The organism is Paracoccus sp. SCSIO 75233 (assembly GCF_027912675.1).
Lineage (GTDB): Bacteria > Pseudomonadota > Alphaproteobacteria > Rhodobacterales > Rhodobacteraceae > Paracoccus.
In genome coordinates, this window is the sequence record NZ_CP115757.1 from 2,045,916 (window position 1) to 2,068,534 (window position 22,619).

Sequence of the window (22,619 nt, forward strand, 5' to 3'; positions counted from 1 at the left end):
AAATGGTTAAATAGAGATCCTTTTCGGCTGTTGGAAAAGTCGGATCACGTTTTTACCTTCGCCTTTGCCGCCAGATCGCGGGCAATGGCGTAAGCCCCCTTGATCCGGTCGCCATCGCCTTTCCAGTCGCGGCGAATGACGATCTTGTTGTCGCTGACCTTGGCCAGATCGCGCTGATCGGTCAGGAATTCGACCAGCCCGGCGGGGTTGGGGAATTTGTCATTGTGGAACTGGACCGTAGCCCCCTTCGGCCCGGCATCCAGCTTGGCGATATTGGCGCGTTTCGCCATCGCCTTGATGCGGATGACGTTCATCAACATGTTCACCTCGCGCGGGACAGGGCCGAAACGGTCGTGCAATTCCGCCGCAAACCCCTCCATCTCAACCTTCGTAGAAATATCGGACAGACGCCGATAAAGCCCCAATCGCACATCCAGATCGGCGATATAGCTTTCCGGGATCGTCACCGGGACGCCAAGGTTAAGCTGCGGCGCCCATTCATCCTCGGGCGTGCCCTCCAGCTCGCCGGATTTCAGCTTGGCAATCGTTTCTTCCAGCATCGCCTGATAAAGCTCGAACCCGACTTCCTTGATATGGCCCGACTGCTCCTCCCCCAGCAGATTGCCCGCGCCGCGCAGGTCCAGGTCCTGAGAGGCGAGGTTGAACCCGGCCCCCAGCCCGTCGATATTGCCGAGGAATTTCAGCCGCCGTTCCGCCTGCAGCGTCAGCGGCGCACGCGGTTTCGTGGTCAGGTAGCAATAAGCTCGGGTGCGCGAGCGGCCCACGCGGCCCCTGATCTGGTAAAGCTGGGCAAGGCCGTAAATATCCGCCCGCCAGACGATCATCGTGTTCGCGGTCGGAATATCGAGCCCGCTTTCCACGATGGTCGTCGCCAGCAGCACGTCATATTGCCCGTCATAAAACGCGTTCATCCGCTGATCCAGATCGCCCGCTGCCATCTGGCCATGCGCCACGACGAAGCTGATTTCCGGCACATGCTCGCGCAGCCAGTCCTCGATCTCCGGCAGATCGGCGATGCGGGGGACGACAAAGAAACTCTGCCCGCCGCGATATTTCTCCCGCAGCAAGGCCTCGCGGATGGTGACGCTGTCGAACTCGCTGACATAGGTGCGGATTGCCAGACGGTCCACCGGCGGCGTCCCGATAATCGACAGATCGCGCACGCCCGAGAGCGAGAGTTGCAGCGTACGCGGGATCGGCGTGGCGGTCATGGTCAGCACATGCACGTCGCTGCGCAGTTCCTTCAGCCGTTCCTTGTGGCTGACACCGAAATGCTGCTCCTCATCAATGACCAGCAGGCCAAGATCGCGAAACTTGACCGCCTTGGCGAGCACCGCATGGGTGCCGACGACGATATCGACGCTGCCATCGGCCAGCCCTGCCCGCGTCGCCGCCGCCTCTTTGGCGGACACGAATCGCGACAGCGCGCGGACATTCAGCGCCGTGCCACGGAACCGCTCGGCAAAGCTGCGGGCGTGCTGGCGGGCGAGCAAGGTGGTCGGCGCGATCACCGCGACTTGCTTGCCCTGCGATGCCGCGATGAAGGCGGCGCGCATCGCCACCTCCGTCTTGCCGAAGCCGACATCGCCCACGATCAGCCGGTCCATCGGGCGGCCCGTCGCCAGATCGGCCATCACATCGTCAATGGCCCCCATCTGGTCGTCGGTCTCGGTATAGGGGAAGCGGGCCGAGAATGCCTCCCAATCGTGATGCTCAGGCTCCAGCACCGGGGCCGTACGCAGCAGCCGTTCCGCCGCGACCCGCATCAGCCGGTCCGCGATCAGGCGGATGCGTTCCTTCAGCCGCGCCTTGCGCGCCTGCCACGCCCCGCCGCCGAGCTTGTCCAGCAACCCCTCTTCATGGCCGTAACGGCTGAGCAGTTCGATATTCTCGACCGGCAGGAACAGCCTGTCCCCGCCCGCATATTCAAGCGCCACGCAATCATGCGGCACGCCGCCGGCGGTAATGGTCTCCAGCCCCTTGTAGCGCCCGATGCCGTGTTCGACATGCACCACCAGATCTCCCGGCGTCAGGGTCGTGGTGTCTTTCAGGAAATTCTCCGCCCGCCGCCGCTTCCGCGCGCCCCGGATCAGCCGGTCGCCCAGCACATCCTGTTCGGAGATGACGGCGATCTTGCCGAGTGCGCTGCCATCGGCGGTAAACCCCTCCTCCAGCGGCCAGACCGTCAGCCCGAGCGCACCGGGCTGCTCCGGCAGATCGGAGAGGCGGGAGATATCCTTGAACCCTTCAACCCCTTCATCCGCAATCAGGCCCCGCAGGCGTTCGCGCGCGCCGTCCGAAAAGCTGGCGATGACGACACGATGGGTCTTGCGCAGATCGCGCAGATGCGCCGCGAGCGCGCCGAAAAGGTCGAGCTGTTCCGCCTGCCGTTCCGGCGCAAAATTGCGCCCGACCTTGCCGCCCGCATTCAGGACACCGGGACCGGGCGGGGCGGCATTCACCGACAGCCGCAGGACACGGCGGTCCGACAACCAGCGGGACCATTCGTCGCCGCCCGCAAACATCGCCTCGGGCGCGACCGGGCGATAGACGGTTTCACCCACGCGGCGGCCCGCAGCCTCGCGGCGTGCGTTATATTGTTCCCGGATCATCTCCCATCTTGCTTCGCGCACCTGATCCAGCCGGTCATCCAGCATCACCGAGGCATCGGGGAGATAGTCGAAAACGCTGTCCAGACGCGCATGGAACCACGGCAACCAATGCTCGACACCCGCCAGTTTGCGACCAGCGCTGACGGCCTCATACAGCGGGTCATTCGCGCCGCCGCCATATTCGGCGCGATAGGTGGTGCGGAAACGGGTGATGGCGTCGTCGTCGAGGATGACCTCGGACATCGGGACCAGTTCCAGCCGGTCGAGCTTTCCCGCACTTCGCTGCGTCTCGGGATCGAAGCGCCGGGCGCTGTCCAGCACATCACCGAACAGGTCCAGACGGATCGGGCCGGAGGGTCCGGGCGGGTAGATGTCGATGATGCCGCCGCGAATGGCATAATCGCCCGGCTCGGTCACGGTCGGGGCCTGCGCGAAACCCATCCGCGCCAGCCAGCCGCGCAAGCCCGCCTCATCGATCCGGTCACCGACACGGGCGGTAAAGCTCGCCGTCCTCACGGTCTCGCGCGGGGGCACGCGTTGCAGCGCGGCGTTCAGCGTGGTCAGCACCACGAAGCGACCCGGCACCGCCTTATGCGCCAGCATGGCCAGCGTCGCCATCCGCGCGGCCATCACCTCCGACGCGGGCGAGACGCGGTCGTAAGGCGTCGTATCCCATGCGGGAAAGTCGAGCACGGTCAGATCGGGCGCGAAGAACCGCAGCCCCTCACGCATCGCCTCCGCCCGGCGGTCGTCGCGGGCGATATGGATGACGGGGCCACGCTCGGCCTCGCGCGCAAGAAGTGCGGCATCATAGCCCGAAGGCGCGCCGGAAAGGGTGATATTTTCAGCCATGCGGACCAGATAAACGGGTTTCAGCCGTGGTCAAGATCACAGCCCGTTGGGATGCAGCAACATCCAGAAAGATGCGTAGAGTGTGGTTACCATGACCGCCAGCACACTGATCAGCGTATGGAGGATGCGGTAAGTGTTGATCCGCTTTATCGCCGCCGCCGCCGCATCGCGCACGGGCGCACCCCGCTCTGCCGCAGTCAGCACCGGACGCAGCTTCTGCGCCAGACGGACACGAAGGACAAACAGCAATGCGACAGGCAGCGCCAGCAGGGTCAGTGCCTGCGCCATTTCCAGCCCGTAGCGAAACCCCAGCAGCAGCAGCGCGCTCAGCCCGAAACAGATCGCGGCGGTCAGAACTGCGCCGCCTGTCCGCCCGATCTGCCAGCGGGGCAATTGCAGCGATAGCCAGTTGAGCAGCAGAACAGCCTCTTCCGGCTCCGCCTCTGCAGGTTCGCGGCGGAGCGCACGTCCGGCATCGCCCAGCACATCATTCGGCACCCCCAGCACGCCGCGTCCGGACAGGGTCCAGACGGCGAACAGCACCAGCCAGAACCAGGGCGAGGAAAAGGATCTGGCGTCCAGGATTGAAAATAGCTGAGAGAGGAACACGATGCCCTGCCTGCTTGTCGTCGCGCGGCGCCGACCTTAGAACAGGGATGGAACAAGGAAAAGCCGAAAGCCCATGTCTGCAAACCCAATCCTCCCGCCCTTCCCGACCACGCGCCTGCGCCGCCTGCGCCGGACCAAGGCCCTGCGTGACATGGTGACGGAGAATCACGTCTCCGCCGCCAATCTGATCTGGCCGGTTTTCGTGACCGAGGTTGCGGGGGCCGATGTCGAAATCCCCTCCCTGCCCGGCGTGCAGCGCTACACGGTCGACGGCGTAAAGGCAGCGGCCGAGCGCGCGGCGAAGCTGGGCATTCCGGCGATCTGCGTCTTTCCGCATTCGGCGCAGGAATTGCGGACCGAGGGCTGTGAGAGGGCCTGGGACCCGGAAAATATCAGCAATCAGGCGATCCGCGCCATCAAGGCCACGGTGCCGGAATTGATGGTGATGACGGATATCGCGCTCGATCCCTATAACATCAACGGCCATGACGGGCTGGTCCGCAATGGCGAGATCCTCAATGACGAAACCGTCGATTGCCTCGTACGGATGGCGATAGCGCAGGCAGAGGCCGGTGCCGATATCCTCGGTCCCTCCGATATGATGGACGGCCGGATCGCGGCTTTCCGGGCCGCATTGGAGAAGCGCGGACACAAGCATGTAACGATCATGTCCTACGCGGCCAAATTCGCCAGCGGCTTTTACGGGCCGTTCCGCGACGCGGTCGGCGCCTCGGGCAGGCTGGTCGGCGACAAGAAAACCTATCAGGTCAACCCCGCCAACCGGGAAGAGGCGCTGCGCTGCGTCGCCCGCGATCTGGCGGAAGGGGCGGATATGGTCATGGTCAAACCCGGCATGCCCTATCTCGATATCTGCCGGGAGGTCCGCGACCGCTTCGGCGCCCCGACCTTCGCCTATCAGGTCAGCGGCGAATACGCGATGATCGAAGGGGCCATCCGCAATGGCTGGTTAAGCCGCGATGTCGTCATGGAAAGCCTGCTCGCCTTCCGCCGCGCCGGATGCGACGGCGTCCTGACTTATTTCGCGCCTGAGGTCGCCGAAGCTCTGGCCTGAGCCGGTTGATCTCGCTAGAATACCCCAAAATAAGGGGGTTTGAGCATGGTTAACCACAAAGTTTTGACTCGTCGCAGCTTTTTTGCTGCCGGTGCCGCCTTTGCAGTTGCAGCCTGCAATAACGGGCTGGCAACCAATGCGACGCAAACCCTTGAGAACCGTGTCAATGCGACCTTGCAGGAGCTGTACGGCAAATATCCGAACGCCCGCCCGATCGTTGAAAATTCGCGCGGCGTGCTGGTCATGCCGGTGCTGACCCAGGCTGCATTCGGTGTCGGCGGGGCTTACGGCGAGGGCGCACTGCAGGTAGGTGGCAAGACGGTCGATTATTACTCCGCCGCCAAGGCGTCCATCGGGCTTCAGGCCGGGGCGCGTCAATTCGCCCATGTTCTGGTATTCCAGACCGACAGGGCGCTCGAAGATTTCCGTGCGGCACCGGGCTGGGTCGCGGGCGCGGAGGCCTATTACGCCGTTCCGGCGGACGGGATGAGCTTCGGCACCGATACCGTCACCCGCAACCACCCGGTCGTCGCGATGATCTTCGGCGAGACCGGGGTCATGGCGGGTGCGGCCATTGAGGGCACGAAATACACAAGAATCATTCCTTCGGCACTGGCGACTCGCTGACACAGGTCACACGTCGACCACGGAAGATCGCAGCAAAAAGGGGCCACGCGGCCTCTTATTCGTTCAGCGAATGTAAACCAGCGAAACGGCGAACCGCTTAGCCGCCTGCGATGATCCGCACATAGTTGCGGGTTTCGCGGTAGGGCGGGATCCCGCCATATTTCTTCACCGCACCCGGCCCGGCATTGTATGCGGCGAGCGCAAGACGCCAGTCACCGAACTGGTTATACATCATCCGCAGATAACGCGCGCCGCCTTCGAGGTTCTGGATCGGATCACGCGGGTTCACACCCAGATTGGCCGCAGTGCCGGGCATAAGCTGCGCCAGACCCATTGCACCCTTATGCGAGCGGGCATTCGGGTTCCAGCGCGATTCCTGATTGACCAGCCGCAGGAACAGCGCCTCCGGGATACCATATTTGCGGGCCATCGCCTGAGCATGGGGGATATAGGCCGACTGCTTGCCGGTATACGCCTTGGTCGAAACCGTCGGGGACAGCTCGATCGTGGTGACGTTCACCACCTGACGCCCGGTCGGACGCAGCCGCTTGGATTGCTGGTACTGGCTGGCCAGGCGGCTGTCCATCAACTGCTTCTGGCGGTTGAACTGTGCCTGCCGGTTCTTTTCACTGACACGCTTGAGGTTCAGCCCATCGGCCGAAGCGGGCAGGGCCGTCACGCTGACGCAGGCTGCTATAACGCCGATCTTTGCAAACAAACCGATGCTTTTCAACGTTTTGACGATCATGTCCCATACCTGTGCGTTCTTATTATGCGTTGAATATACGCGAAACCGCCCGGATCGCCAGTAACGTCTCTGCGGGGGTCCCCCTGCCTTCGGGATCGGCGGCATTTCGCTCATGCCCAGTGGCGGGGAATTCCCTGTCCGTTCGGGGCCTGTTTCTCATCCCCCCTTGCCCGTAACGGGCCGCGCGCGCTAGACCAGCCTCATATCAGTTGAGAGGATGAAGATGGCAGGCAGCGTCAACAAGGTGATCCTGATCGGGAATCTGGGTCAGGACCCGGAGGTCCGCACGTTCCAGAACGGGGGCAAGGTGGTCAACCTGCGCATCGCTACGTCCGAGCAATGGAAGGACCGCAATAGCGGCGAGCGGCAGGAGCGTACCCAGTGGCATTCCGTCGCGATCTTCGCAGAACCGCTGGCCCGCGTGGCCGAGCAATATCTGCGCAAGGGCAGCAAGGTCTATATCGAGGGCCAGCTTGAGACCCGCAAATGGCAGGACCAGTCGGGTCAGGACCGCTACTCGACCGAGGTGGTGCTGCGCCCCTATCGCAGCGAACTGACCATGCTGGATGGGCGCGGCGAAGGTGGCGGCGGCGGACGTGGTGGCTCCGGCGGCGGATTCGGCGGCGGCAGCAGCTATGGCAATGATGGCGGCTACGGGGACGGCCCCTCCGGCGGCGGCAATCAGGGCGGCGGCGGCGGTCGTTCGGATTTCGACGACGAGATCCCGTTCTGAGGCGCGGTTTCTCTTTAGCCGTCATGGCTTAGACGAAAGAACGGGGCGGCTGACCGCCCCTTTTTCTTGCCGCAAAGCCTTCTGCGTCAGTTCCCGGCTGCGCGGCTTTCCGGCTGCGTTTCTGCGGCATCAATCGCCGCCAGCACCGCCTGCCAGGACAGCAGGATCGAGGCATGGCGGTTCGGATAGTCCCGCGCCGGGATCAACACTTCCAGCCCATCCCACGGCGCGTCCGGGACCGGCCCCGTCTCTTTCAGCATGGCGAGAAGTTGCGCTTCGCCCCTCGCGATCTCAGCCCGCGTCGCGCCCATCACATGCGTCCCGAGTACCGCCGCAGAGGCCTGCCCGAGCGCGCAGGCCCGTACCTCCTGCCCGAATGCGGCGACATGCCCGTCCTCGATCCGCACATGCGCCGTCACCGTCGAGCCGCAATGCGGCGAGCGTTTCTTGGCGCTGCCCTGCGGGTCGGCAATCCGGCCCAGATGCGGAATATCCGCCGCGAGCGCGAGGATCCGCTTAGAATAAAGCTGCATCATATCGGCGTCGGACATGGTTTTCCCCGCTTGGCTTCACGACTAGATAGGGATCGCAACCCGGAAAGGAAACCCGATGTTCGACCCTGAAACGCTCCGCTTCGACGCCAATGGGCTGATCCCCGCCATCGCGCAGGACGCCGAAGGCGGCGAGGTGCTGATGATGGCATGGATGAATGCGGAGGCCGTGGCGCGCACGCAAAAGACCGGGCGGGTGACCTACTGGTCCCGCTCCCGGCAGGCGTTCTGGGTGAAGGGCGAAAGTTCGGGTCATGTGCAGGAGTTGGTCGAGATGCGGGTCGATTGCGACCGCGACTGCCTGCTGGTGCTGGTCCGCCAGACCGGACCTGCCTGCCATACCAACCGGCGGAGTTGTTTTTATACGGCTGTGCGTGAGGGTAATGAGGTCGAGATCATGACACCGATGGCGGAGTGAGGCCGCGCAGGTAGCCAGCGCCGAAAGATGGCGGCTGGCCGGCTGCCCGCCAAATATTCGGTTGCCACCGGCCAGCACAGGGCCAGCGGCTGACCGCGGGCTGCCGCTGCCAGCGCTTGGTGTATCCGCTTTATCGTGCTACCCCGCTGAACAACCGTCCGGCGCGGACCGGCGCAGAAGTGGCCGTCCAGGGGGCGGTCAGCCGCTGGCCCGGCGGGCTTCGCCCTTGTTCCGGGCCGGGTTTTCATACCGAGCGGGGTGGAGTGGCAGAGCGGGTCCGTAAGTCTCCCGGCCTAGACTAAAGCTCGACCATCCGGCGAATATCCCCCGCACTCATCCCCTGCCCCCGCAGTTCCCGCAGGCTCCGCGCATCGTCGCGCTTGGCGAGGCGCTTGCCATCTTCGTCCCGGATCAGCCGGTGATGATGATAGTCCGGCGTCTCCAGATCCAGCAGCCGTTGCAACAGCACATGGATCCATGTCGACTCGAACAGATCCTGCCCCCGCGCCACCAGATCAATCCCTTGCGCCGCGTCGTCCAGCACCACGGAGAGATGATAGGACGTGCCCATCCCGCGCCGCGCGAGGATCACGTCGCCGATCCCGGTCAGAAAACCGTCACGGCCAAGCACATGCACCCGCCCGTCTCGAAAACTTAGCATATTGTCGCGCAAAAGATCGAAGGCACGGCCTGCATCCAGCCGGATCACATCGCCCTCACGCAGATCCCGCATCGCCCTCCCCCGGCAGGTGCCGGGATAGATCAGCCCGTCCGGCCCGTGGACGGGCGCACCCTCCTGCGGAGCCGACAACGCCGATTTAATGTCCCCGCGTGTGCAGGAACAGGGATAGGTCACGCCGAGATCGCCCAGATAGCCAAGCGCATCCTGATAAATCTCCATCCGCTCGGATTGCCGCATCACCGGCTGACGCCACGCCAGCCCCAGCCACGCCAGATCTTCGAAAATCGCGTCCTCGAACTCCGGCTTGCAGCGGTCACGGTCGATATCCTCGATCCGCAGCAGGAACTGACCGGGGCTGGCCTCCGCCGCCGAGACGAGCGCCGAAAACGCATGACCCAGATGCAAAAGCCCCGTGGGCGAAGGCGCAAAGCGGGTGCGCGTCACGCGCCCGCCAGCCATGCCGAAAAATCTTCCTTGGCGCGGTTGGTATAGGCCGGGTAGCGGTCCTTGCGGCCCCGCCTGCCACCCTTGGCCTCAACCGGCGGGAACAGACCGAAATTCACATTCATCGGCTGAAAGGTCTTCGCTTCGGCCCCGCCGGTGATGTGGTGGATCAGCGCGCCCATTGCCGTGGTTCCGGGCGGGGGTGTCAGATCACGCCCCTGTGCCTCCGCCGCGGCCATGCGCCCGGCCAGCAGACCCATTGCAGCGCTTTCCACATAGCCCTCCACCCCCGTCACCTGCCCGGCAAAGCGCAGATTGGGCCGCGTGCGCAGCCGCATCCGGTCATCCAGCAGCGTGGGCGAGTTCAGAAAGCTGTTGCGATGAATCCCGCCGAGCCGCGCGAAGCTGGCATTCTGCAAACCGGGAATCATGCGGAAAACTTCCGTCTGCGCGCCGTATTTCATCTTGGTCTGGAAGCCGACGATATTGTAAAGCGTCCCGAGCGCATTATCCCGCCGAAGCTGCACGACCGCATAGGGTTTTTCATCCGGCTTATGGGCATTGGTCAGCCCGACCGGCTTCATCGGGCCGTGACGCAGGGTTTCGCGGCCACGCTCCGACATGACCTCAATGGGCAGGCAGCCGTCGAAATAGCCTGCGGTTTCACCCTCATGAAACTCGGTCTTGTCAGCGGAGAGAAGCGCGTCGATGAACGCCTCATATTCGGCCTTGGTCATCGGGCAATTGATATAGGCGGTGCGTTCTTCCTCCGTCTCGCCCTTGTCATAGCGGGATTGCCGCCAAGCCACTCCCATGTCGATCGTGTCAGCATAGACGATTGGCGCGATGGCATCAAAGAAGGCGAGCGCATCCGCCCCGGTCTCCGCCCGGATCGCATCGCCCAGAGCCGCCGAGGTCAGCGGCCCGGTGGCGATGATCCAGCGTCCTTCTGCGGGCAGCGCGGTAATCTCTCCGGTCTCGACTGAGATCAGCGGTTCACCCCGCAGGGCGGCGGTGACATCGGCAGAAAATGCCTCGCGGTCCACGGCGAGCGCGCCGCCTGCGGGCAGCTTGTGCCGGTCGGCCATCGCCATAATGAGGCCGTTCGCCTGCCGCATCTCCCAATGGAGTTGGCCCACGGCGTTGTTCTGATCGTCATCCGAGCGGAAGGAGTTCGAGCAGACCATTTCCGCGAAATCGCCGGTCTTGTGGGCGAAGGTTTCGACATGCGGGCGCATCTCGTGCAGCACGACGGGGACGCCCGCGCGGCTGATCTGCCACGCGGCCTCCGAACCGGCCAGACCGGCACCGATGATATGAACGGGTTCCATGAGCGGGGAGCTAATGCTTGTTGCGGGGCGGTGCAAGATCACGCCTGCGCGTGACCGCGGGCAGCGTCGGGCCGCCGGGTGGACGCGCTGCGGCAGCCGCGATGCGCTTTATCGTGCAATCCCGCTGAACGGGCGTTCGGCGTGGAGCGGCGCCAAAGCCTCCGCCCGAGGGGGCGGCCGGACGCTGCCCGGCGGGGCTGCGCCCCTTGATTCCGGGCGGGGATATTGCTCCGCCGGAAAGGCAAAAAGGCGCGGGAATTTCCCGCGCCTTTCATCAATCATCCAAGCCGGATTACGAATCCAGCTTCTCGACCCGCGCGCTGTTTTCGACACGGTCGATGGCGATTCTGCGGGGTTTCAGGGATTCGGGGACTTCGCGGATCAGGTCGATGTGGAGCATGCCGTCCTGATGCGAGGCGCCCTCGACGCGGATATGTTCCGCCAAGGTGAACCGGCGCTCGAAGGCGCGGGTGGCGATGCCGCGATGCAGGAAGGTGCGGTCCTCATCCTCTTCAGCTTTCTTTGCCGAGACGATGACAGCACCGTCACGCAGTTCGACATTCAGATCGTCTGCAGTGAAGCCGGCCACGGCGACGGAGATGCGGTAAGCATCATCGCCGGTTTTTTCAATGTTATAAGGGGGATAGGACTGGGTTGCGCTGTCGGCGGACAGGGCGCGGTCCATAAGATCGGCCATGCGGTCAAAACCGACCGAGGCGCGGTAGAGGGGTGCGCGATCAAAGCTACGCATGTCATACATCCTTTCGAAGCGATGTCTATGTTATGCCCCCGGAGACCCGGGCGGCGCGTGACAGGACCCGTTCTGGCGTCCCGTCACAAGAATCTGGGAAGGATTTTTTCGGTTTCAAGAGGGGGCCGGAAGCCCCCTGCAATCTGTATGCACACCGTATCTCAGGCGTATGCAGAGCGTATCTCGTGCCGTCAGTTAATCGAAACCGCCGGAGGCTTCGGCCCGCCTGTCGCCCAGTCGAGCAATTCGACCGTGTGAACCACCGGCGTATCCGTGCCGGAACTGATCTGGACCATGCAGCCGATATTGCCCGCCGCGATGATCTGCGGCGCGGTTGCCGACAGCGTGGCGAGCTTGCGGCGTTTCAACTCGCCGGAAAGCTCCGGTTGCAGCATGTTATACGTCCCCGCCGAGCCGCAGCAGAGATGCGGGTTTTCGGGTTCCACCACCTCGAACCCGGCCTTGCGCAGAAGGCCTTGCGGCGCGGCCTTGATCTGCTGGCCATGTTGCAGCGAGCAGGCCGAGTGGTAAGCGACGCGGGCCGGTTGCCCCTGTCCCTGTCCCCGCCCCTCGGGCAGGCCATTCGCGGCGAAGAATTCGGTCACGTCTTTTGCCAGAGCGGCGATGCGGATCGCGTCGGGTTCGATCTGATCCCCCGCAAAAAGATGTCCATAATCCTTGATCGTGGTGCCGCAGCCGGAGGTGTTGATGATGACCGCATCAAGCGGTTCCTCCCGATCCGCCGCGATCAGCGAGGCGATGGCGGCGCGGGCGGAGGCACGGCCATCATCCTCGCGGCCCATATGGAGCGTCATCGCGCCGCAGCAGCCGAAATCCTTCGGAATCACCACCTCACACCCGGCCCGGCGCAAGAGGCGGATGGTGGCGTCGTTGATGTCGGTGTTCAATGACCGCTGCGCGCAACCGATCATCAGCGCGACGCGGGCGCGTTTTTCAGTCGTCGGCGCGAAAACCTGCGCATCGTCATTCGGGCTGCGCTTCGGCAGAGACGGCGGGGCCATGTCCAGCATCGCCCGCAGCCGCGCATCGGGCATCAGGCGGCGGAAGGGCCGCGCCAGCTTTGCACCCATCATGGCCAGCCGGAACCGGCGCTGATAGGGCAGCACGCTCGCCAGCATCCAGCGCAGCGCCCGGTCGCGCCAGGGGCGGCGATAGGTGTCTTCGATATGTTTCTTGCCGACCTCGAGCAGATGGGCGTAATGCACGCCTGACGGGCAGGTCGTCATGCAGGCGAGGCAGCCCAGACAGCGGTCGATATGGGTGACGGTTTTCTCATCTGCCGGACGGCCCGATTCCAGCATGTCCTTCATCAGGTAGATACGGCCACGAGGGCTGTCGAGTTCGTCGCCCCGGATGAGGAATGTCGGGCAAGTCGCTGTGCAGAAACCGCAATGCACGCAGGCGCGCAGGATCTTGTTGGCCTCGGCAAGCCCCGGATCCTGCAATTGCTCGGCGGTGAACTCGGTTTTCATGCCGCCCCCTCAAGCAGCAGACCGCGCGGGTCGAAGCTGGCGCGTATCCCGGCGTTGAGCCGCGCGATGACCGGATCGGTTTCGGGCAGCGACATCGCTGCGCCACGTTCGCAATCGGCGCGCGCGCCTTGCGGCAGGTCGGGACGCCAGTCTTGCGGGGCCTCGGCCCGGATCAATGCGCCGCCCCAATCGACGATATGCGGATCGGGAAGCTGCGCGAGCAGCGGTTCGGCCTGCGAGGGGCGCAGCACGATGCGCCAAAGCGCGGCCTCCCCTGTCTGTCCGTAATCGCGCAGCGTGGCGAAATCGGCATCGCCCTCGACCGTTTCAATCGCGGCTTGCGGACCGAGTGCCTCGCGCAGGCGACCGGCGCGGTATTCGACGGAACCCGCCAGCCCTTCCAGCCGCAGGATCACCGTGCCATTCGTCAGCCTGCCCGCCCCGGTCACGTCGAACGGGCCGGTCAGCGCCGTGGTCATGGCGGCGATTGCGCCCGCATCATCCAGCCCTGTCAGCCGCAGCGTGGCGCGGACCGGGGGGACCGGCGCGGTTTTCAGGGCAACTTCCGTGATCGCGCCGAGCGTGCCGCGCGCGCCCGCCGACAGCTTCACCAGATCATAGCCGGTGACGTTCTTCATCACCCGCCCGCCATTGCGGATGATCTCACCTTCGCCTGTCACCATGCGGATGCCCAGCATCGCATCGCGGCAGGCCCCGGCAGAGACCCGGCGCGGGCCGGAGGCATTTGCCGCCACCACGCCGCCGATGGTCGAGCCGTCGCGCGGGTCGGGTTCAAAGGCCAGCATCTGATTTTCCGCCGCAAGCGCCGCCTGCACCTCCGCCAGAGGCGTACCGGCGCGGACGACAACCGTCAGCGCCTCCGGCTCATAAAGCGTGATGCCGGTGAGGGCGCGCAGGTCGATGCGGTTGCCCTGCCCTTCGCCGGGCCGCAGCCGGGTGGCCCCGCCGGTGATCGAGACCGGGCTGGTGGCGGCGCGGATCAGGGCCGCGAGTTCCTTTTCGGTTTCAGGCCGCATCCTGCCCCCCTTGTCCGCGACGCGCGGCGCTGACGGTCAGGGGAAAGACCTTGGCGGGGTTGAGCAGCCATTGCGGGTCGAACACGTCCTTGACGCGCATCTGCGCCTCCAGATCCGCCGGGGTGTATTGCGCGGTCATCAACTCGCGTTTCTCCACGCCCACGCCGTGTTCGCCGGTCAGGCAGCCGCCGACCTCCACGCAGAGCCGGAGGATATCGGCGCCCAGATCCTCGCAGCGCTCCAGATCGCCGGGGGCGTTCGCGTCATAAAGGATCAGCGGGTGCATATTGCCGTCGCCTGCGTGGAAGACATTGGCGACGCGCAGCCCGGCCTTGGCCGATAATTCGCCGATCCGGTTCAGCACATGGGGAAGCTGGCTGACCGGGATGGTGCCGTCGAGGCACATATAGTCGCTGATGACGCCCATTGCGCCGAAGGCGGATTTGCGGCCCAGCCAGATGCGGCGCGATTCGTCCTCTGACCCCGATTCGCGGAATTCGAGCGGCGCGAAACCTTGGGCAATGTCGCGGATCAGGCGGAGTTGTTCGTCGATTTCGGGGGCGGAGCCTTCGACCTCCACGATCAGCAGCGCCTCGCAATCGGGGTAGCCCGCGCCGCAGAAATCCTCGGTCGCGGCGATGCAGGGGCGGTCCATATATTCGATGGCGACGGGCAGGATGCCGGAGCGGATGATGGCGGCAACGCAGGCCCCGGCGGTCTCCGCACTGTCGAAGGCGATGAGGACGGGGCGTGCGCCTTCGGGGGTGGGGAGGATGCGCAGCGTGGCTTCGGTGACGATGCCGAGCTGGCCCTCGGAGCCGCAGATGACGCCGAGCAGGTCGAGCCCCGCACCTTCGCCCATGGGACCGCCGAGCTCGACGACGGCGCCGTCCATCAGCACCACGGTCGCGCCGAGCAGGTTGTTGGTGGTGACGCCGTATTTCAGGCAATGCGCGCCGCCGGAATTCATGGCGATATTGCCGCCGATGGCGCAGGCGAGTTGGCTGGACGGGTCGGGGGCGTAGAAGAAGCCCTGCCCTGCAACCGCGCCGGTGACGGCGAGATTGGTGCGCCCGGTCTGGACGCGGATCAGCCGGTCCTGCGGGTTGATCTCCAGCACATCGGTCATGCGGGCCAGTCCGATGACAACCGCATCCGCCGTGGGCATGGAGCCGCCTGCGAGGCTGGTGCCCGCGCCGCGCGGCACGACCGGCACCCGCTCATCATGGCAGATACGCAGCACCGCCGCGACCTCCGCCGTGGTGGAGGGCAGCACGACGGCCAGAGGCGGGCAGCGATAGGCGGAAAGCGCGTCGCATTCATAGGCGCGCGTTTCCGCCGGATCGGTGATGACCGCTGCCGGGTCCGCCAATGCATCGGTCAGCCGTGCCGCAATCTGGTCGCGGCGCGAGATGACCGACATATCGGGGGCCGGCATCTCCATATCAGGCCTTCGCGGCGTTGATGAGCCGGGCGATCTCGTCCTTGAGATGCGCGCGTTTGCGGCGCAGCTCGGTCTCATGTTCTTCCGACGTCGGCTTGACGTGGGTTTCCGCCGCCGCGACTTCGTCATTCACCTCGTCATATTCGTCCAGCAGGCGGGCGAAATGATTATCCGAGGTTTTCAGATCGTGGATGGTCTGGGCGTCGTTCGGGAATTCTTCGTGGATGGCGTGTGAAGCGGCCATGTGATCCTCCATTGCAATCGGCAATATAGTTAGTCCCGCAGTCTTCGGCTGGCAACTGCATCAGACTGAGATTATCAATGGAGCCATGTCGATACCTGCCCATCTCTGGATTCTGACCCCTGTCGATATAGCCGCGCTGAGCTGGCTGATCGTCGCGTGGCTGGGGATCGGGTATCTTGTGCAGCATCCACCGGCCGGCCGGCCTTCGGTCAGCGTTCTCATGGTGAATTACCGCCACGAGTGGATGCGCCAGTTCATCACCCGCGAACCAAGGATCTTCGACAGCGCGATCCTGTCGACGCTGCGCGAAGGCACGACATTCTTCGCCTCCGCCTGCATGATCGCCATTGGCGGCGGCATGGCGCTTGTCGGCAACCCGGAGCGGCTGCGGCAGGTCGCCGGAGAGCTGGAGCTTGGCGAAGGTCCGACCGTGCTGTGGCAGGTCAAGGTCATCACGGCGCTGTTTTTCGTGGCGAACGCATTGCTGAAATTCATCTGGTCGCACCGGCTGTTCGGGTATTGCGCGATCATGATGGCCTCCGTCCCAAATGACGCGGACGATCCGCTGGCGAAATCGCGCGCGCATCAGGCGGCGGAAATCAATGTCTCCGCCGCCAAGAGCTACAATATCGGGCTGCGCAATATCTATTTCGCTCTCGCCGCGCTTGGCTGGCTGATCGGGCCGCTTGGGCTGGTCTTCGCAACGACTGTCGTGCTGGCGCTGACATGGCGGCGCGAATTCGCCTCTCACTCCCGCCGCGTGATCCTGCGCGATCTGCCGGAGATCGGGCCGGTCTGATGCGCCGCCGGGTTCTCTACATCCCCGGATATGATCCGATTCCGCCGCGCCGTTATCGGGAGTTGTTCCGGCGCGAGGGCGCGGCGCAGGCGGACATCTCCGGCTACCACCTGAAAACCGGCCCGCGGGCTGATCGGACCGGGTTCGGCTGGGGCGCGGTGACCGTCACCGATGGCCGACAGGCGGAAGCGGAATTCGAGGTTCTGGTCTGGTCCGACATCGTCGCGGGCTCGATGGGGCAGTCGATTGCGGCAACCTATGCCCAGCTTGCCCGAACCGCATGGGCCTATATCGGATCGGGCGCGCTCTGGCGGCTGATGCGGCTGAGGCGGGGCCCGGTGCTTGCGGCGCTCTATCCGATCATGGCGCTGCTGATCCAGGCGGTGATTGCCACGCTTGCCGGGTGGCTGGCAGGGTGGCTGATCGCGCTCATCGCGGGCTGGTGGCTGGGGGTACCGGTGGCGCTAGGCGTGTTCCTCCTTGGCCTGCGGCAATGGCGGAAGCTGGATGGCCGGATCTTCGCCTATTACCTGATGCATGATTACGCCTTCACGGCACAGAATGGCGGGGCCTATCCGCCCGCGCTTGAAACCCGCATCCGGCAGTTTTCCGACCGGGTCAGCGAGGTGGCCGCCGGTGACTGGGACGAGGTGCTGGTGATCGGGCACAGCTCCGGCGCGTATATCGCGGTGTCGGTGCTGGCGGAACTGGCGCGGCAGGGACGGCTGGACGGAAAAATCTCGCTCCTCACGCTTGGTCATGTCGTGCCGATGGCGTCGTTTCTGCCTGCCGCCCGCGCGCTCCGCCGCGATCTTCACGATCTGGCGGCGTCGGAGATATTCTGGCTGGATGTGACGGCACCGGGCGATGCGTGCAGCTTCGGGCTGTGCGATCCGGTGGCGGTGTCGCGCTGCGTGCCGGAGGGTGGCGGCGGTCCGCTGGTCATTTCTGCCGCATTTACAAAAACCCTGTCCGCCGGGAAACTGGCGGAATTGCGCGGACGTTGGTTTCGACTGCATTTTCAGTATCTCTGCGCTTTCGACCGGCCCGGAAAATATGATTACTTCCAGATTACTTCAGGACCAATGACGCTTTCAGAACGCTTTCAGGACCGCGCCCATTCGCCGGGGCGGATCGCCGCACCCGTCAACCGCTGGGGCTATCCGTGATCCCGCCCAAACCCGCAACGACGGAGGGCAAGGGCAGCATCCGGCGCTATATCCGCGCCTTCCGGCAAGACCTGTTATCGGCGCTGCCGGGCAAGCTGTACCGGGCGTGGATGGCGGAGTATCGCAGCGGCCCGATCCATAGTTTCTTCTGCAACGACCCGGAACTCGTCTCGCTGGTGCTGCGCGAGCGGCCCGATGATTTCCCGAAATCGAACCGGCTGCGCGAGGGGCTGGCGCCGCTTCTGGGCCGTTCGGTCTTTGTCACCAACGGCGAGGAATGGCAGCATCAGCGGCGAATCATCGACCCGGCTTTCGAGGGCGGGCGGCTGCGCGAGATATTTCCGCAGATCTGGGATGCCGGTCAGGCGAGTGTCGCGCGATTGCCCGAGGCGGGGGAGATCGACATCGAGCCGGTGACATCGCATGTGACCGCCGACGTGATTTTCCGCACGCTGTTTTCGATCCCGATCGAGGATGAGGTGGCGGCGGAGGTTTTTTCCGCTTTCCGTGCCCATCAGGACGCACAGCCGATCGTCAATATGGCCGCGCTGATCCCCCTGCCGGGATGGATGCCGCGCCCGCATTCGCGGCGCACGAAGGCCACGGCGCGTCATATTCGCGGGCTGATCGAGACCTTGGTGGCCGCGCGCGCCCGTGCCATTGCCGATGGCACCGCGCCCGACGATCTGGCGACGAAGATCATGACCACCCCCGACCCGGAGACGGGCGAGTGTTTCAGCCCGCCGGAAATGGTCGATCAGGTGGCGATCTTCTTTCTGGCCGGGCATGAGACCAGTGCGTCCTCGCTCGCCTGGGCGCTGTGGCTGCTGGCGGCCAATCCCGACTGGCAGGAGCGCGTGGCGGCCGAGGCTCAGGCGGAGATTGACCCGGAAGTGCCATATTTCTCAGCGATTTCGCGGCTGAAGCTCAGCCGGGATGTGTATCGCGAGGCGCTTCGGCTTTACCCGCCGGTGCCAATGATGGTGCGCGAGGCGACCTGCCCGGAGCGGTTCCGCGACCGTGACGTGCCAAAAGGGGCGCAGATCGTGCTGTCCCCGTGGCATCTGCACCGTCACGCGCGGCTCTGGGACGATCCTGACGGCTTTGACCCGGCGCGATGGCAGACGCAGAACGGCAAGGAGTGCCTGCGGCAGGCCTATATCCCGTTCTCCGCCGGATCGCGGGTCTGCCCCGGTGCGGGATTCGCGATGATCGAAGGGCCGTTGATCCTGTCGATGATCCTGCGCGAATACCGGCTGGAGCCGACCGGGACGCCGCCGGTTCCCGTTGCCCGGCTGACGGTGCGCGGGCGGGACGGGATCAGGATCAGGCTTTCACCTCGCGCGAAGGCTGGTAGCGGCCATCGGTGACGCGGGTATAGGTGCCCTCGCCCGCCAGAATGCCGCGGAACCCGCCCGGTTCGTCCAGCGAGAACACGATGATCGGCAGCTTGTTGTCCCGCGCCAGCGCGATTGCGGAGGCATCCATCACGCCGAGATTTTTCTGCAGCGCCTCGTCATAGGTGACTTCTTCATAGCGCTTGGCGTCGTCGAATTTCTTCGGGTCCTTGTCATAGATCCCGTCGACCTTGGTGCCCTTGAAGATCGCCTCGCAGTTCATTTCGGAGGCGCGGAGCGTCGCTGCGGTATCGGTGGTGAAATACGGATTGCCGGTGCCGGCGGCGAAGATGATGACCCGTTTCTTTTCCAGATGGCGCACGGCGCGGCGGCGAATATAGGGTTCTGCAACCTCATCCATGCGGATGGCGGTGATGACGCGGGTGTGGATGCCCTTTGCCTCAAGCGCGGATTGCATGGCGAGCGCGTTCATGACCGTCGCCAGCATGCCCATGTAATCCGCCGTCGTCCGCTCCATCCCCTGTGCGCTGCCTTGCAGGCCACGGAAGATATTGCCGCCGCCGATGACCATGCAGACCTCGACCCCCATTTCGTGAACCGATTCGACTTCATCGGCGATCCGGGCGATTGTGGGCGGATGCAGACCGAAGCCCTGATCGCCCATAAGCGCCTCGCCAGAGATCTTCAGCATGACGCGATCATAGCTGGTCGGGGTTTTGGTTTCGGTTTCGCTCATCGGCCTGCCCTTCCAGCGGTTCAACTGCGGCGCAAAATGTCGCAAAAGGGGATCGGATTCAACCGGTCGAAAGGGTCAGCATGGGGCTGAAGAAGGCAGATTTTCTGGATCGGATCGACCCGGCGCGCCATGTCGTGATCGCCGGACCGACGGCTGCGGGGAAATCGGCACTGGCGCTCGCCATCGCAGAGGAGCAGGGCGGCACGGTGGTCAACGCCGATGCGCTGCAGATCTGGTCCTGCTGGCGGGTGCTGACGGCGCGGCCCGATGCCGCGGACGAGGTGGCGGCACCGCATGTGCTGTATGGTCACGTCGAACCGGGCCGGGCCTATTCGGTCGGGGACTGGCTGAACGAGGTGGCGGCACTTGAGGGGCGTCTGATTATCGCAGGCGGCACCGGGCTGTATCTGACCGCGCTGACTGAGGGGCTGGCCTATATCCCGCCCGTGCCGCCAGAAATCCGCAGCCGTGGTGACGACTGGCTGGCCGATGGCGGGCTGCACGATATGGTCGCGGCTCTGGACGCACAGACCCGCGCGAAAATCGACACCAACAACCCCGCCCGCGTCCAGCGTGCCTGGGAGGTGCTGGAGGCGACCGGGCGCGGCATTGCCGACTGGCAGAAAGACACGCCCCCGCCACTGATGCCGTCCGATCAGGTGCAGCCCTTGGTGCTGACCTCGGACCGCGACTGGCTGTCGACACGGATTGAGCAGCGGTTTCACCAGATGTGGAAACAGGGCGCGGTCGAGGAGGTCGAGGCGATGCTGCCGCAGTGGAACGAGCGTGCACAATGGACCCGCGCCATCGGCGCGCCGGAGATCGCGGCCTATCTTCGCGGCGATATCGACGAAGCCACGGCGAAGGACCGGGCCGTCATCGCGACACGGCAATATGCGAAATCGCAGCGGATCTGGTTCCGCAGCAAGATGAAGCAATGGGAGGCGTTGCGGGTCGGGCCAGTCGTCTGCTGAACGCTCGGCGACAGCCGGATCAGGTATCTTCCTCCGCCCCGAAGGCCCCGCGATTGCCCTGAAATCCCATTGCGACGACGAATTTTTCGGACGAATCCGACCGGGACGCTGGCGGCTTCACATTCGCGACCTTGTCGAAATTCTGCTTGAGCATGGCCTGCAGCCCCTGCTCCGCCCCGCCGGCCAGCACCTTGGCGACGAATGTCCCGCCCGGTGACAGCACGTCGAAGGCAAGCTGCGCCGCAGCCTCCACCAGTGCCACGATGCGGATATGATCGGTGCCCTTGTGGCCCGAGGCCGAGGCGGCCATGTCGGACATCACCACGTCAGCCTCCCCCCCCAGCCATGCCTTCACCTTGTCGTCGGCACCTTCCTCCAGAAAGTCGAGCTGATGGATTTCCGCGCCGGGGATCGGATCGACCTCCTGCAAATCGACGCCGATGATACGCCCCTGCGCCTTGCCGCCCTTGTCGCCAAGCGCATTGATGCGCGGCACCGCGACCTGAAGCCAGCCGCCGGGGGCGCAGCCCAGATCGACAACCCGTGCACCGGGCACGAGGAAGCGATATTTATCGTCCAGCTCCAGAATTTTATAGGCCGCGCGCCCGCGAAACCCCTCGCGCTTTGCCCGCTGGACATAGGGATCGTTCAGCTGCCGCTCCAGCCAGAGGGTCGAGCTGAGCTTGCGCCCGCGCGCAGATTTCACCCGTACCCGCAGATCGCGCTGCCCCCGGCCAGAGGATTTGCGCACCCGGTCGCCCGGTTTCTTCGCCATCAGGCCACCCCGTTCAATTCGTCATCTGAAATCGCGCCATCCCGGACCATCTGGGAATAGAGCAGCCCTTCACGCAGGCCGCGATCTGCCACCGACAGCCGCCGCGTCGGCCAGATCCGCATCAATGTCTGCAAGATCGCCGCGCCGGACATGATGAGCGCGTGACGCTCCCGCCCGATGCGGGGATCGGCGCGGCGGCCCTCTGGCCCAAGGGCAAGGTAACGCTGGATCACGGCGTCAATCTGGGCGGAGGTCATGGTCAGCCCGTCCACCTTGGTCCGGTCATAGCGTTTCAGCCCCAGATGGCTGGCGGCAACCGTGGTCACCGTCCCGGATGTGCCGATGATCTGAAAGCCCCGATCCGGCGCGCCCTTCGCATAAGGGGCGAAATCGGCAAGCATTTCTTCGAAATACCAGCTCATCAGCGCGAAACGTCCGGCATCGTCGACCACATCCGCGAATTGATCGCGCAATGTCGCGACGCCAAGCGGCACGCTGATCCAGTCGACCACCCGCGCGCCCCCCGATTCCGTCGGGGTGAAACTGTCGCCCAGCTTCATGATCGCGCGTGAGCGTTCGCGCGGATCGACGCCGGACAGGTCGATCCAGACCAGCTCCGTCGAACCGCCGCCGATATCCACCACCAGCAATTGATCCGTCCGCTGATTGACCAGCGGTGCGCAGGAGATGACGGCAAGCCGTGCCTCCTCCTCCGCGCCGATGATCTCGATCGGCAGGCCGGTGTCACGGCGAATCATGCGCATGAAATCGCGGCTGTTACGCGCACGGCGGCAGGCCTCCGTCGCGACGAGGCGCATATTGCGGACCTTGTGCGTCTCCAGCTTGCGGCGGCAAACCTGCAAGGCATGGACCGTCCGCGACATGGACGCACGCGACAGCCTTCCCGATGCCTCCAGCCCGTGACCGAGCTGAACGGGCTTCGAGAAGCTGTCTATGACCTGAAACTGACTGCCCGTAGGGCGGGCAATCAGCATCCGGCAACTATTTGTTCCCAAATCCAACGCCGCATAAAGCGGCCCGGATTCGGACTGGCGGGTGCCTGACGGCTCAACCTTTTGTTTCGGGAACGCGTCCGCACCCGCGGGACGCCTGGGCGCCATCGTCACGCCCTCCGATAT

At 64.6% G+C, this 22,619-nt stretch carries 22 protein-coding genes; 8 read left to right on the plus strand and 14 right to left on the minus strand.

Annotated elements, in window-relative coordinates:
• Positions 1–44 precede the first annotated feature (44 nt).
• Both mfd and PAF12_RS09915 read right to left on the minus strand, forming a co-directional pair.
• Positions 45–3,485, minus strand: a complete 3,441-nt coding sequence (gene mfd, locus PAF12_RS09910; RefSeq protein WP_271106769.1) for a transcription-repair coupling factor — start codon at positions 3,483–3,485, stop codon at positions 45–47.
• Positions 3,486–3,521: 36 nt separating this feature from the next.
• Positions 3,522–4,094 (minus strand): hypothetical protein, encoded by a 573-nt coding sequence (locus PAF12_RS09915; protein WP_271106770.1) that lies wholly within the window; start codon positions 4,092–4,094, stop codon positions 3,522–3,524.
• 73 nt (positions 4,095–4,167) lie between these two features.
• Here PAF12_RS09915 and hemB point away from each other — a divergent pair, with 73 nt between their 5' ends.
• Both hemB and PAF12_RS09925 read left to right on the plus strand, forming a co-directional pair.
• Positions 4,168–5,166 (plus strand): porphobilinogen synthase, encoded by a 999-nt coding sequence (hemB, locus tag PAF12_RS09920; protein ID WP_271106771.1) that lies wholly within the window; start codon positions 4,168–4,170, stop codon positions 5,164–5,166.
• Between the two features lie 45 nt (positions 5,167–5,211).
• A complete protein-coding gene (locus PAF12_RS09925; RefSeq protein ID WP_271106772.1) occupies positions 5,212–5,793 on the plus strand; it encodes a YSC84-related protein in 582 nt (193 codons plus the stop codon).
• Between the two features lie 97 nt (positions 5,794–5,890).
• Here PAF12_RS09925 and PAF12_RS09930 read toward each other — a convergent pair whose 3' ends face one another.
• Positions 5,891–6,541: a lytic transglycosylase domain-containing protein gene (locus PAF12_RS09930; RefSeq protein ID WP_271106773.1), complete on the minus strand. Its 651-nt coding sequence runs from the start codon at positions 6,539–6,541 to the stop codon at positions 5,891–5,893.
• Between the two features lie 223 nt (positions 6,542–6,764).
• On the opposite strand from PAF12_RS09930, the gene ssb reads away from it, so the two are divergent.
• On the plus strand, positions 6,765–7,274 hold the full coding sequence (gene ssb, locus PAF12_RS09935; protein ID WP_271106774.1) for a single-stranded DNA-binding protein: 510 nt from the start codon (positions 6,765–6,767) through the stop codon (positions 7,272–7,274).
• A gap of 86 nt (positions 7,275–7,360) precedes the next feature.
• Here ssb and PAF12_RS09940 read toward each other — a convergent pair whose 3' ends face one another.
• The gene (locus tag PAF12_RS09940) at positions 7,361–7,825 is read right to left on the minus strand and encodes an iron-sulfur cluster assembly scaffold protein (RefSeq protein ID WP_271106775.1); all 465 of its coding nucleotides are present in this window, start codon (positions 7,823–7,825) and stop codon (positions 7,361–7,363) included.
• Between the two features lie 58 nt (positions 7,826–7,883).
• On the opposite strand from PAF12_RS09940, the gene hisI reads away from it, so the two are divergent.
• A complete protein-coding gene (gene hisI / locus PAF12_RS09945; protein ID WP_271106776.1) occupies positions 7,884–8,243 on the plus strand; it encodes a phosphoribosyl-AMP cyclohydrolase in 360 nt (119 codons plus the stop codon).
• A gap of 298 nt (positions 8,244–8,541) precedes the next feature.
• Here hisI and gluQRS read toward each other — a convergent pair whose 3' ends face one another.
• From gluQRS to PAF12_RS09980, 7 genes are all read right to left on the minus strand, one after another.
• On the minus strand, positions 8,542–9,384 hold the full coding sequence (gluQRS, locus tag PAF12_RS09950; RefSeq protein WP_271106777.1) for a tRNA glutamyl-Q(34) synthetase GluQRS: 843 nt from the start codon (positions 9,382–9,384) through the stop codon (positions 8,542–8,544).
• Positions 9,366–10,700, minus strand: a complete 1,335-nt coding sequence (trmFO, locus tag PAF12_RS09955; RefSeq protein WP_271106778.1) for a methylenetetrahydrofolate--tRNA-(uracil(54)-C(5))-methyltransferase (FADH(2)-oxidizing) TrmFO — start codon at positions 10,698–10,700, stop codon at positions 9,366–9,368. Before trmFO ends, gluQRS begins: the two co-directional genes overlap by 19 nt.
• A 292-nt stretch (positions 10,701–10,992) precedes the next feature.
• Positions 10,993–11,451 (minus strand): Hsp20 family protein, encoded by a 459-nt coding sequence (locus tag PAF12_RS09960; protein ID WP_271106779.1) that lies wholly within the window; start codon positions 11,449–11,451, stop codon positions 10,993–10,995.
• Between the two features lie 191 nt (positions 11,452–11,642).
• Positions 11,643–12,944 carry a glycolate oxidase subunit GlcF gene (glcF, locus tag PAF12_RS09965; RefSeq protein WP_271106780.1) on the minus strand — a complete coding sequence of 434 codons (1,302 nt, stop codon included), beginning with the start codon at positions 12,942–12,944 and terminating at the stop codon, positions 11,643–11,645.
• A complete protein-coding gene (locus PAF12_RS09970; protein WP_271106781.1) occupies positions 12,941–13,981 on the minus strand; it encodes an FAD-binding protein in 1,041 nt (346 codons plus the stop codon). Before PAF12_RS09970 ends, glcF begins: the two co-directional genes overlap by 4 nt.
• On the minus strand, positions 13,971–15,425 hold the full coding sequence (locus tag PAF12_RS09975) for an FAD-linked oxidase C-terminal domain-containing protein (protein WP_271106782.1): 1,455 nt from the start codon (positions 15,423–15,425) through the stop codon (positions 13,971–13,973). Before PAF12_RS09975 ends, PAF12_RS09970 begins: the two co-directional genes overlap by 11 nt.
• A gap of 1 nt (position 15,426) precedes the next feature.
• Positions 15,427–15,669 carry a YdcH family protein gene (locus PAF12_RS09980; RefSeq protein ID WP_271106783.1) on the minus strand — a complete coding sequence of 81 codons (243 nt, stop codon included), beginning with the start codon at positions 15,667–15,669 and terminating at the stop codon, positions 15,427–15,429.
• Between the two features lie 85 nt (positions 15,670–15,754).
• On the opposite strand from PAF12_RS09980, the gene PAF12_RS09985 reads away from it, so the two are divergent.
• Genes PAF12_RS09985 through PAF12_RS09995 form a run of 3 tightly spaced genes read left to right on the plus strand, consistent with a single transcriptional unit; the run spans position 15,755 to position 19,007 of the window.
• Positions 15,755–16,468, plus strand: a complete 714-nt coding sequence (locus PAF12_RS09985) for a DUF599 domain-containing protein (RefSeq protein ID WP_271106784.1) — start codon at positions 15,755–15,757, stop codon at positions 16,466–16,468.
• Positions 16,468–17,637: a hypothetical protein gene (locus PAF12_RS09990; RefSeq protein ID WP_271106785.1), complete on the plus strand. Its 1,170-nt coding sequence runs from the start codon at positions 16,468–16,470 to the stop codon at positions 17,635–17,637. The genes PAF12_RS09985 and PAF12_RS09990 overlap by 1 nt, the downstream gene beginning before the upstream one ends.
• The gene (locus tag PAF12_RS09995) at positions 17,634–19,007 is read left to right on the plus strand and encodes a cytochrome P450 (RefSeq protein WP_271106786.1); all 1,374 of its coding nucleotides are present in this window, start codon (positions 17,634–17,636) and stop codon (positions 19,005–19,007) included. The genes PAF12_RS09990 and PAF12_RS09995 overlap by 4 nt, the downstream gene beginning before the upstream one ends.
• Here PAF12_RS09995 and pyrH read toward each other — a convergent pair.
• The gene (gene pyrH, locus PAF12_RS10000) at positions 18,964–19,731 is read right to left on the minus strand and encodes a UMP kinase (protein ID WP_271106787.1); all 768 of its coding nucleotides are present in this window, start codon (positions 19,729–19,731) and stop codon (positions 18,964–18,966) included. The two genes, PAF12_RS09995 and pyrH, sit on opposite strands and share 44 nt — an antisense overlap.
• Positions 19,732–19,811: 80 nt before the next feature.
• On the opposite strand from pyrH, the gene miaA reads away from it, so the two are divergent.
• Entirely contained in the window at positions 19,812–20,705 is an 894-nt protein-coding gene (gene miaA, locus PAF12_RS10005) for a tRNA (adenosine(37)-N6)-dimethylallyltransferase MiaA (RefSeq protein ID WP_271106788.1), read from the plus strand.
• 19 nt (positions 20,706–20,724) lie between these two features.
• Here the strand turns inward: miaA and PAF12_RS10010 are convergent, their stop codons facing one another.
• Complete coding sequence (locus PAF12_RS10010; protein ID WP_271106789.1) at positions 20,725–21,480, minus strand: RlmE family RNA methyltransferase; 756 nt, start codon at positions 21,478–21,480, stop codon at positions 20,725–20,727.
• Positions 21,480–22,601: a Ppx/GppA phosphatase family protein gene (locus tag PAF12_RS10015; protein WP_271106790.1), complete on the minus strand. Its 1,122-nt coding sequence runs from the start codon at positions 22,599–22,601 to the stop codon at positions 21,480–21,482. The genes PAF12_RS10010 and PAF12_RS10015 overlap by 1 nt, the downstream gene beginning before the upstream one ends.
• Positions 22,602–22,619: the final 18 nt, after the last annotated feature.

What these genes read in the sequence shown, in the direction of transcription:
- PAF12_RS10015 (WP_271106790.1), bottom strand. Translation starts at nt 22,601, where the DNA reads ATGGCGCCCAGGCGTCCCGCGGGTGCGGACGCGTTCCCGAAACAAAAG.
- PAF12_RS09985 (WP_271106784.1), top strand. Translation starts at nt 15,755, where the DNA reads ATGTCGATACCTGCCCATCTCTGGATTCTGACCCCTGTCGATATAGCC.
- PAF12_RS09980 (WP_271106783.1), bottom strand. Translation starts at nt 15,669, where the DNA reads ATGGCCGCTTCACACGCCATCCACGAAGAATTCCCGAACGACGCCCAG.
- mfd (WP_271106769.1), bottom strand. Translation starts at nt 3,485, where the DNA reads ATGGCTGAAAATATCACCCTTTCCGGCGCGCCTTCGGGCTATGATGCC.
- PAF12_RS09940 (WP_271106775.1), bottom strand. Translation starts at nt 7,825, where the DNA reads ATGTCCGACGCCGATATGATGCAGCTTTATTCTAAGCGGATCCTCGCG.
- gluQRS (WP_271106777.1), bottom strand. Translation starts at nt 9,384, where the DNA reads ATGGCTGGCGGGCGCGTGACGCGCACCCGCTTTGCGCCTTCGCCCACG.
- PAF12_RS09925 (WP_271106772.1), top strand. Translation starts at nt 5,212, where the DNA reads ATGGTTAACCACAAAGTTTTGACTCGTCGCAGCTTTTTTGCTGCCGGT.
- PAF12_RS09930 (WP_271106773.1), bottom strand. Translation starts at nt 6,541, where the DNA reads ATGATCGTCAAAACGTTGAAAAGCATCGGTTTGTTTGCAAAGATCGGC.
- ssb (WP_271106774.1), top strand. Translation starts at nt 6,765, where the DNA reads ATGGCAGGCAGCGTCAACAAGGTGATCCTGATCGGGAATCTGGGTCAG.
- PAF12_RS09970 (WP_271106781.1), bottom strand. Translation starts at nt 13,981, where the DNA reads ATGCGGCCTGAAACCGAAAAGGAACTCGCGGCCCTGATCCGCGCCGCC.
- PAF12_RS10010 (WP_271106789.1), bottom strand. Translation starts at nt 21,480, where the DNA reads ATGGCGAAGAAACCGGGCGACCGGGTGCGCAAATCCTCTGGCCGGGGG.
- hemB (WP_271106771.1), top strand. Translation starts at nt 4,168, where the DNA reads ATGTCTGCAAACCCAATCCTCCCGCCCTTCCCGACCACGCGCCTGCGC.
- hisI (WP_271106776.1), top strand. Translation starts at nt 7,884, where the DNA reads ATGTTCGACCCTGAAACGCTCCGCTTCGACGCCAATGGGCTGATCCCC.
- trmFO (WP_271106778.1), bottom strand. Translation starts at nt 10,700, where the DNA reads ATGGAACCCGTTCATATCATCGGTGCCGGTCTGGCCGGTTCGGAGGCC.
- PAF12_RS09990 (WP_271106785.1), top strand. Translation starts at nt 16,468, where the DNA reads ATGCGCCGCCGGGTTCTCTACATCCCCGGATATGATCCGATTCCGCCG.
- PAF12_RS09960 (WP_271106779.1), bottom strand. Translation starts at nt 11,451, where the DNA reads ATGCGTAGCTTTGATCGCGCACCCCTCTACCGCGCCTCGGTCGGTTTT.
- glcF (WP_271106780.1), bottom strand. Translation starts at nt 12,944, where the DNA reads ATGAAAACCGAGTTCACCGCCGAGCAATTGCAGGATCCGGGGCTTGCC.
- miaA (WP_271106788.1), top strand. Translation starts at nt 19,812, where the DNA reads ATGGGGCTGAAGAAGGCAGATTTTCTGGATCGGATCGACCCGGCGCGC.
- PAF12_RS09975 (WP_271106782.1), bottom strand. Translation starts at nt 15,425, where the DNA reads ATGGAGATGCCGGCCCCCGATATGTCGGTCATCTCGCGCCGCGACCAG.
- pyrH (WP_271106787.1), bottom strand. Translation starts at nt 19,731, where the DNA reads ATGAGCGAAACCGAAACCAAAACCCCGACCAGCTATGATCGCGTCATG.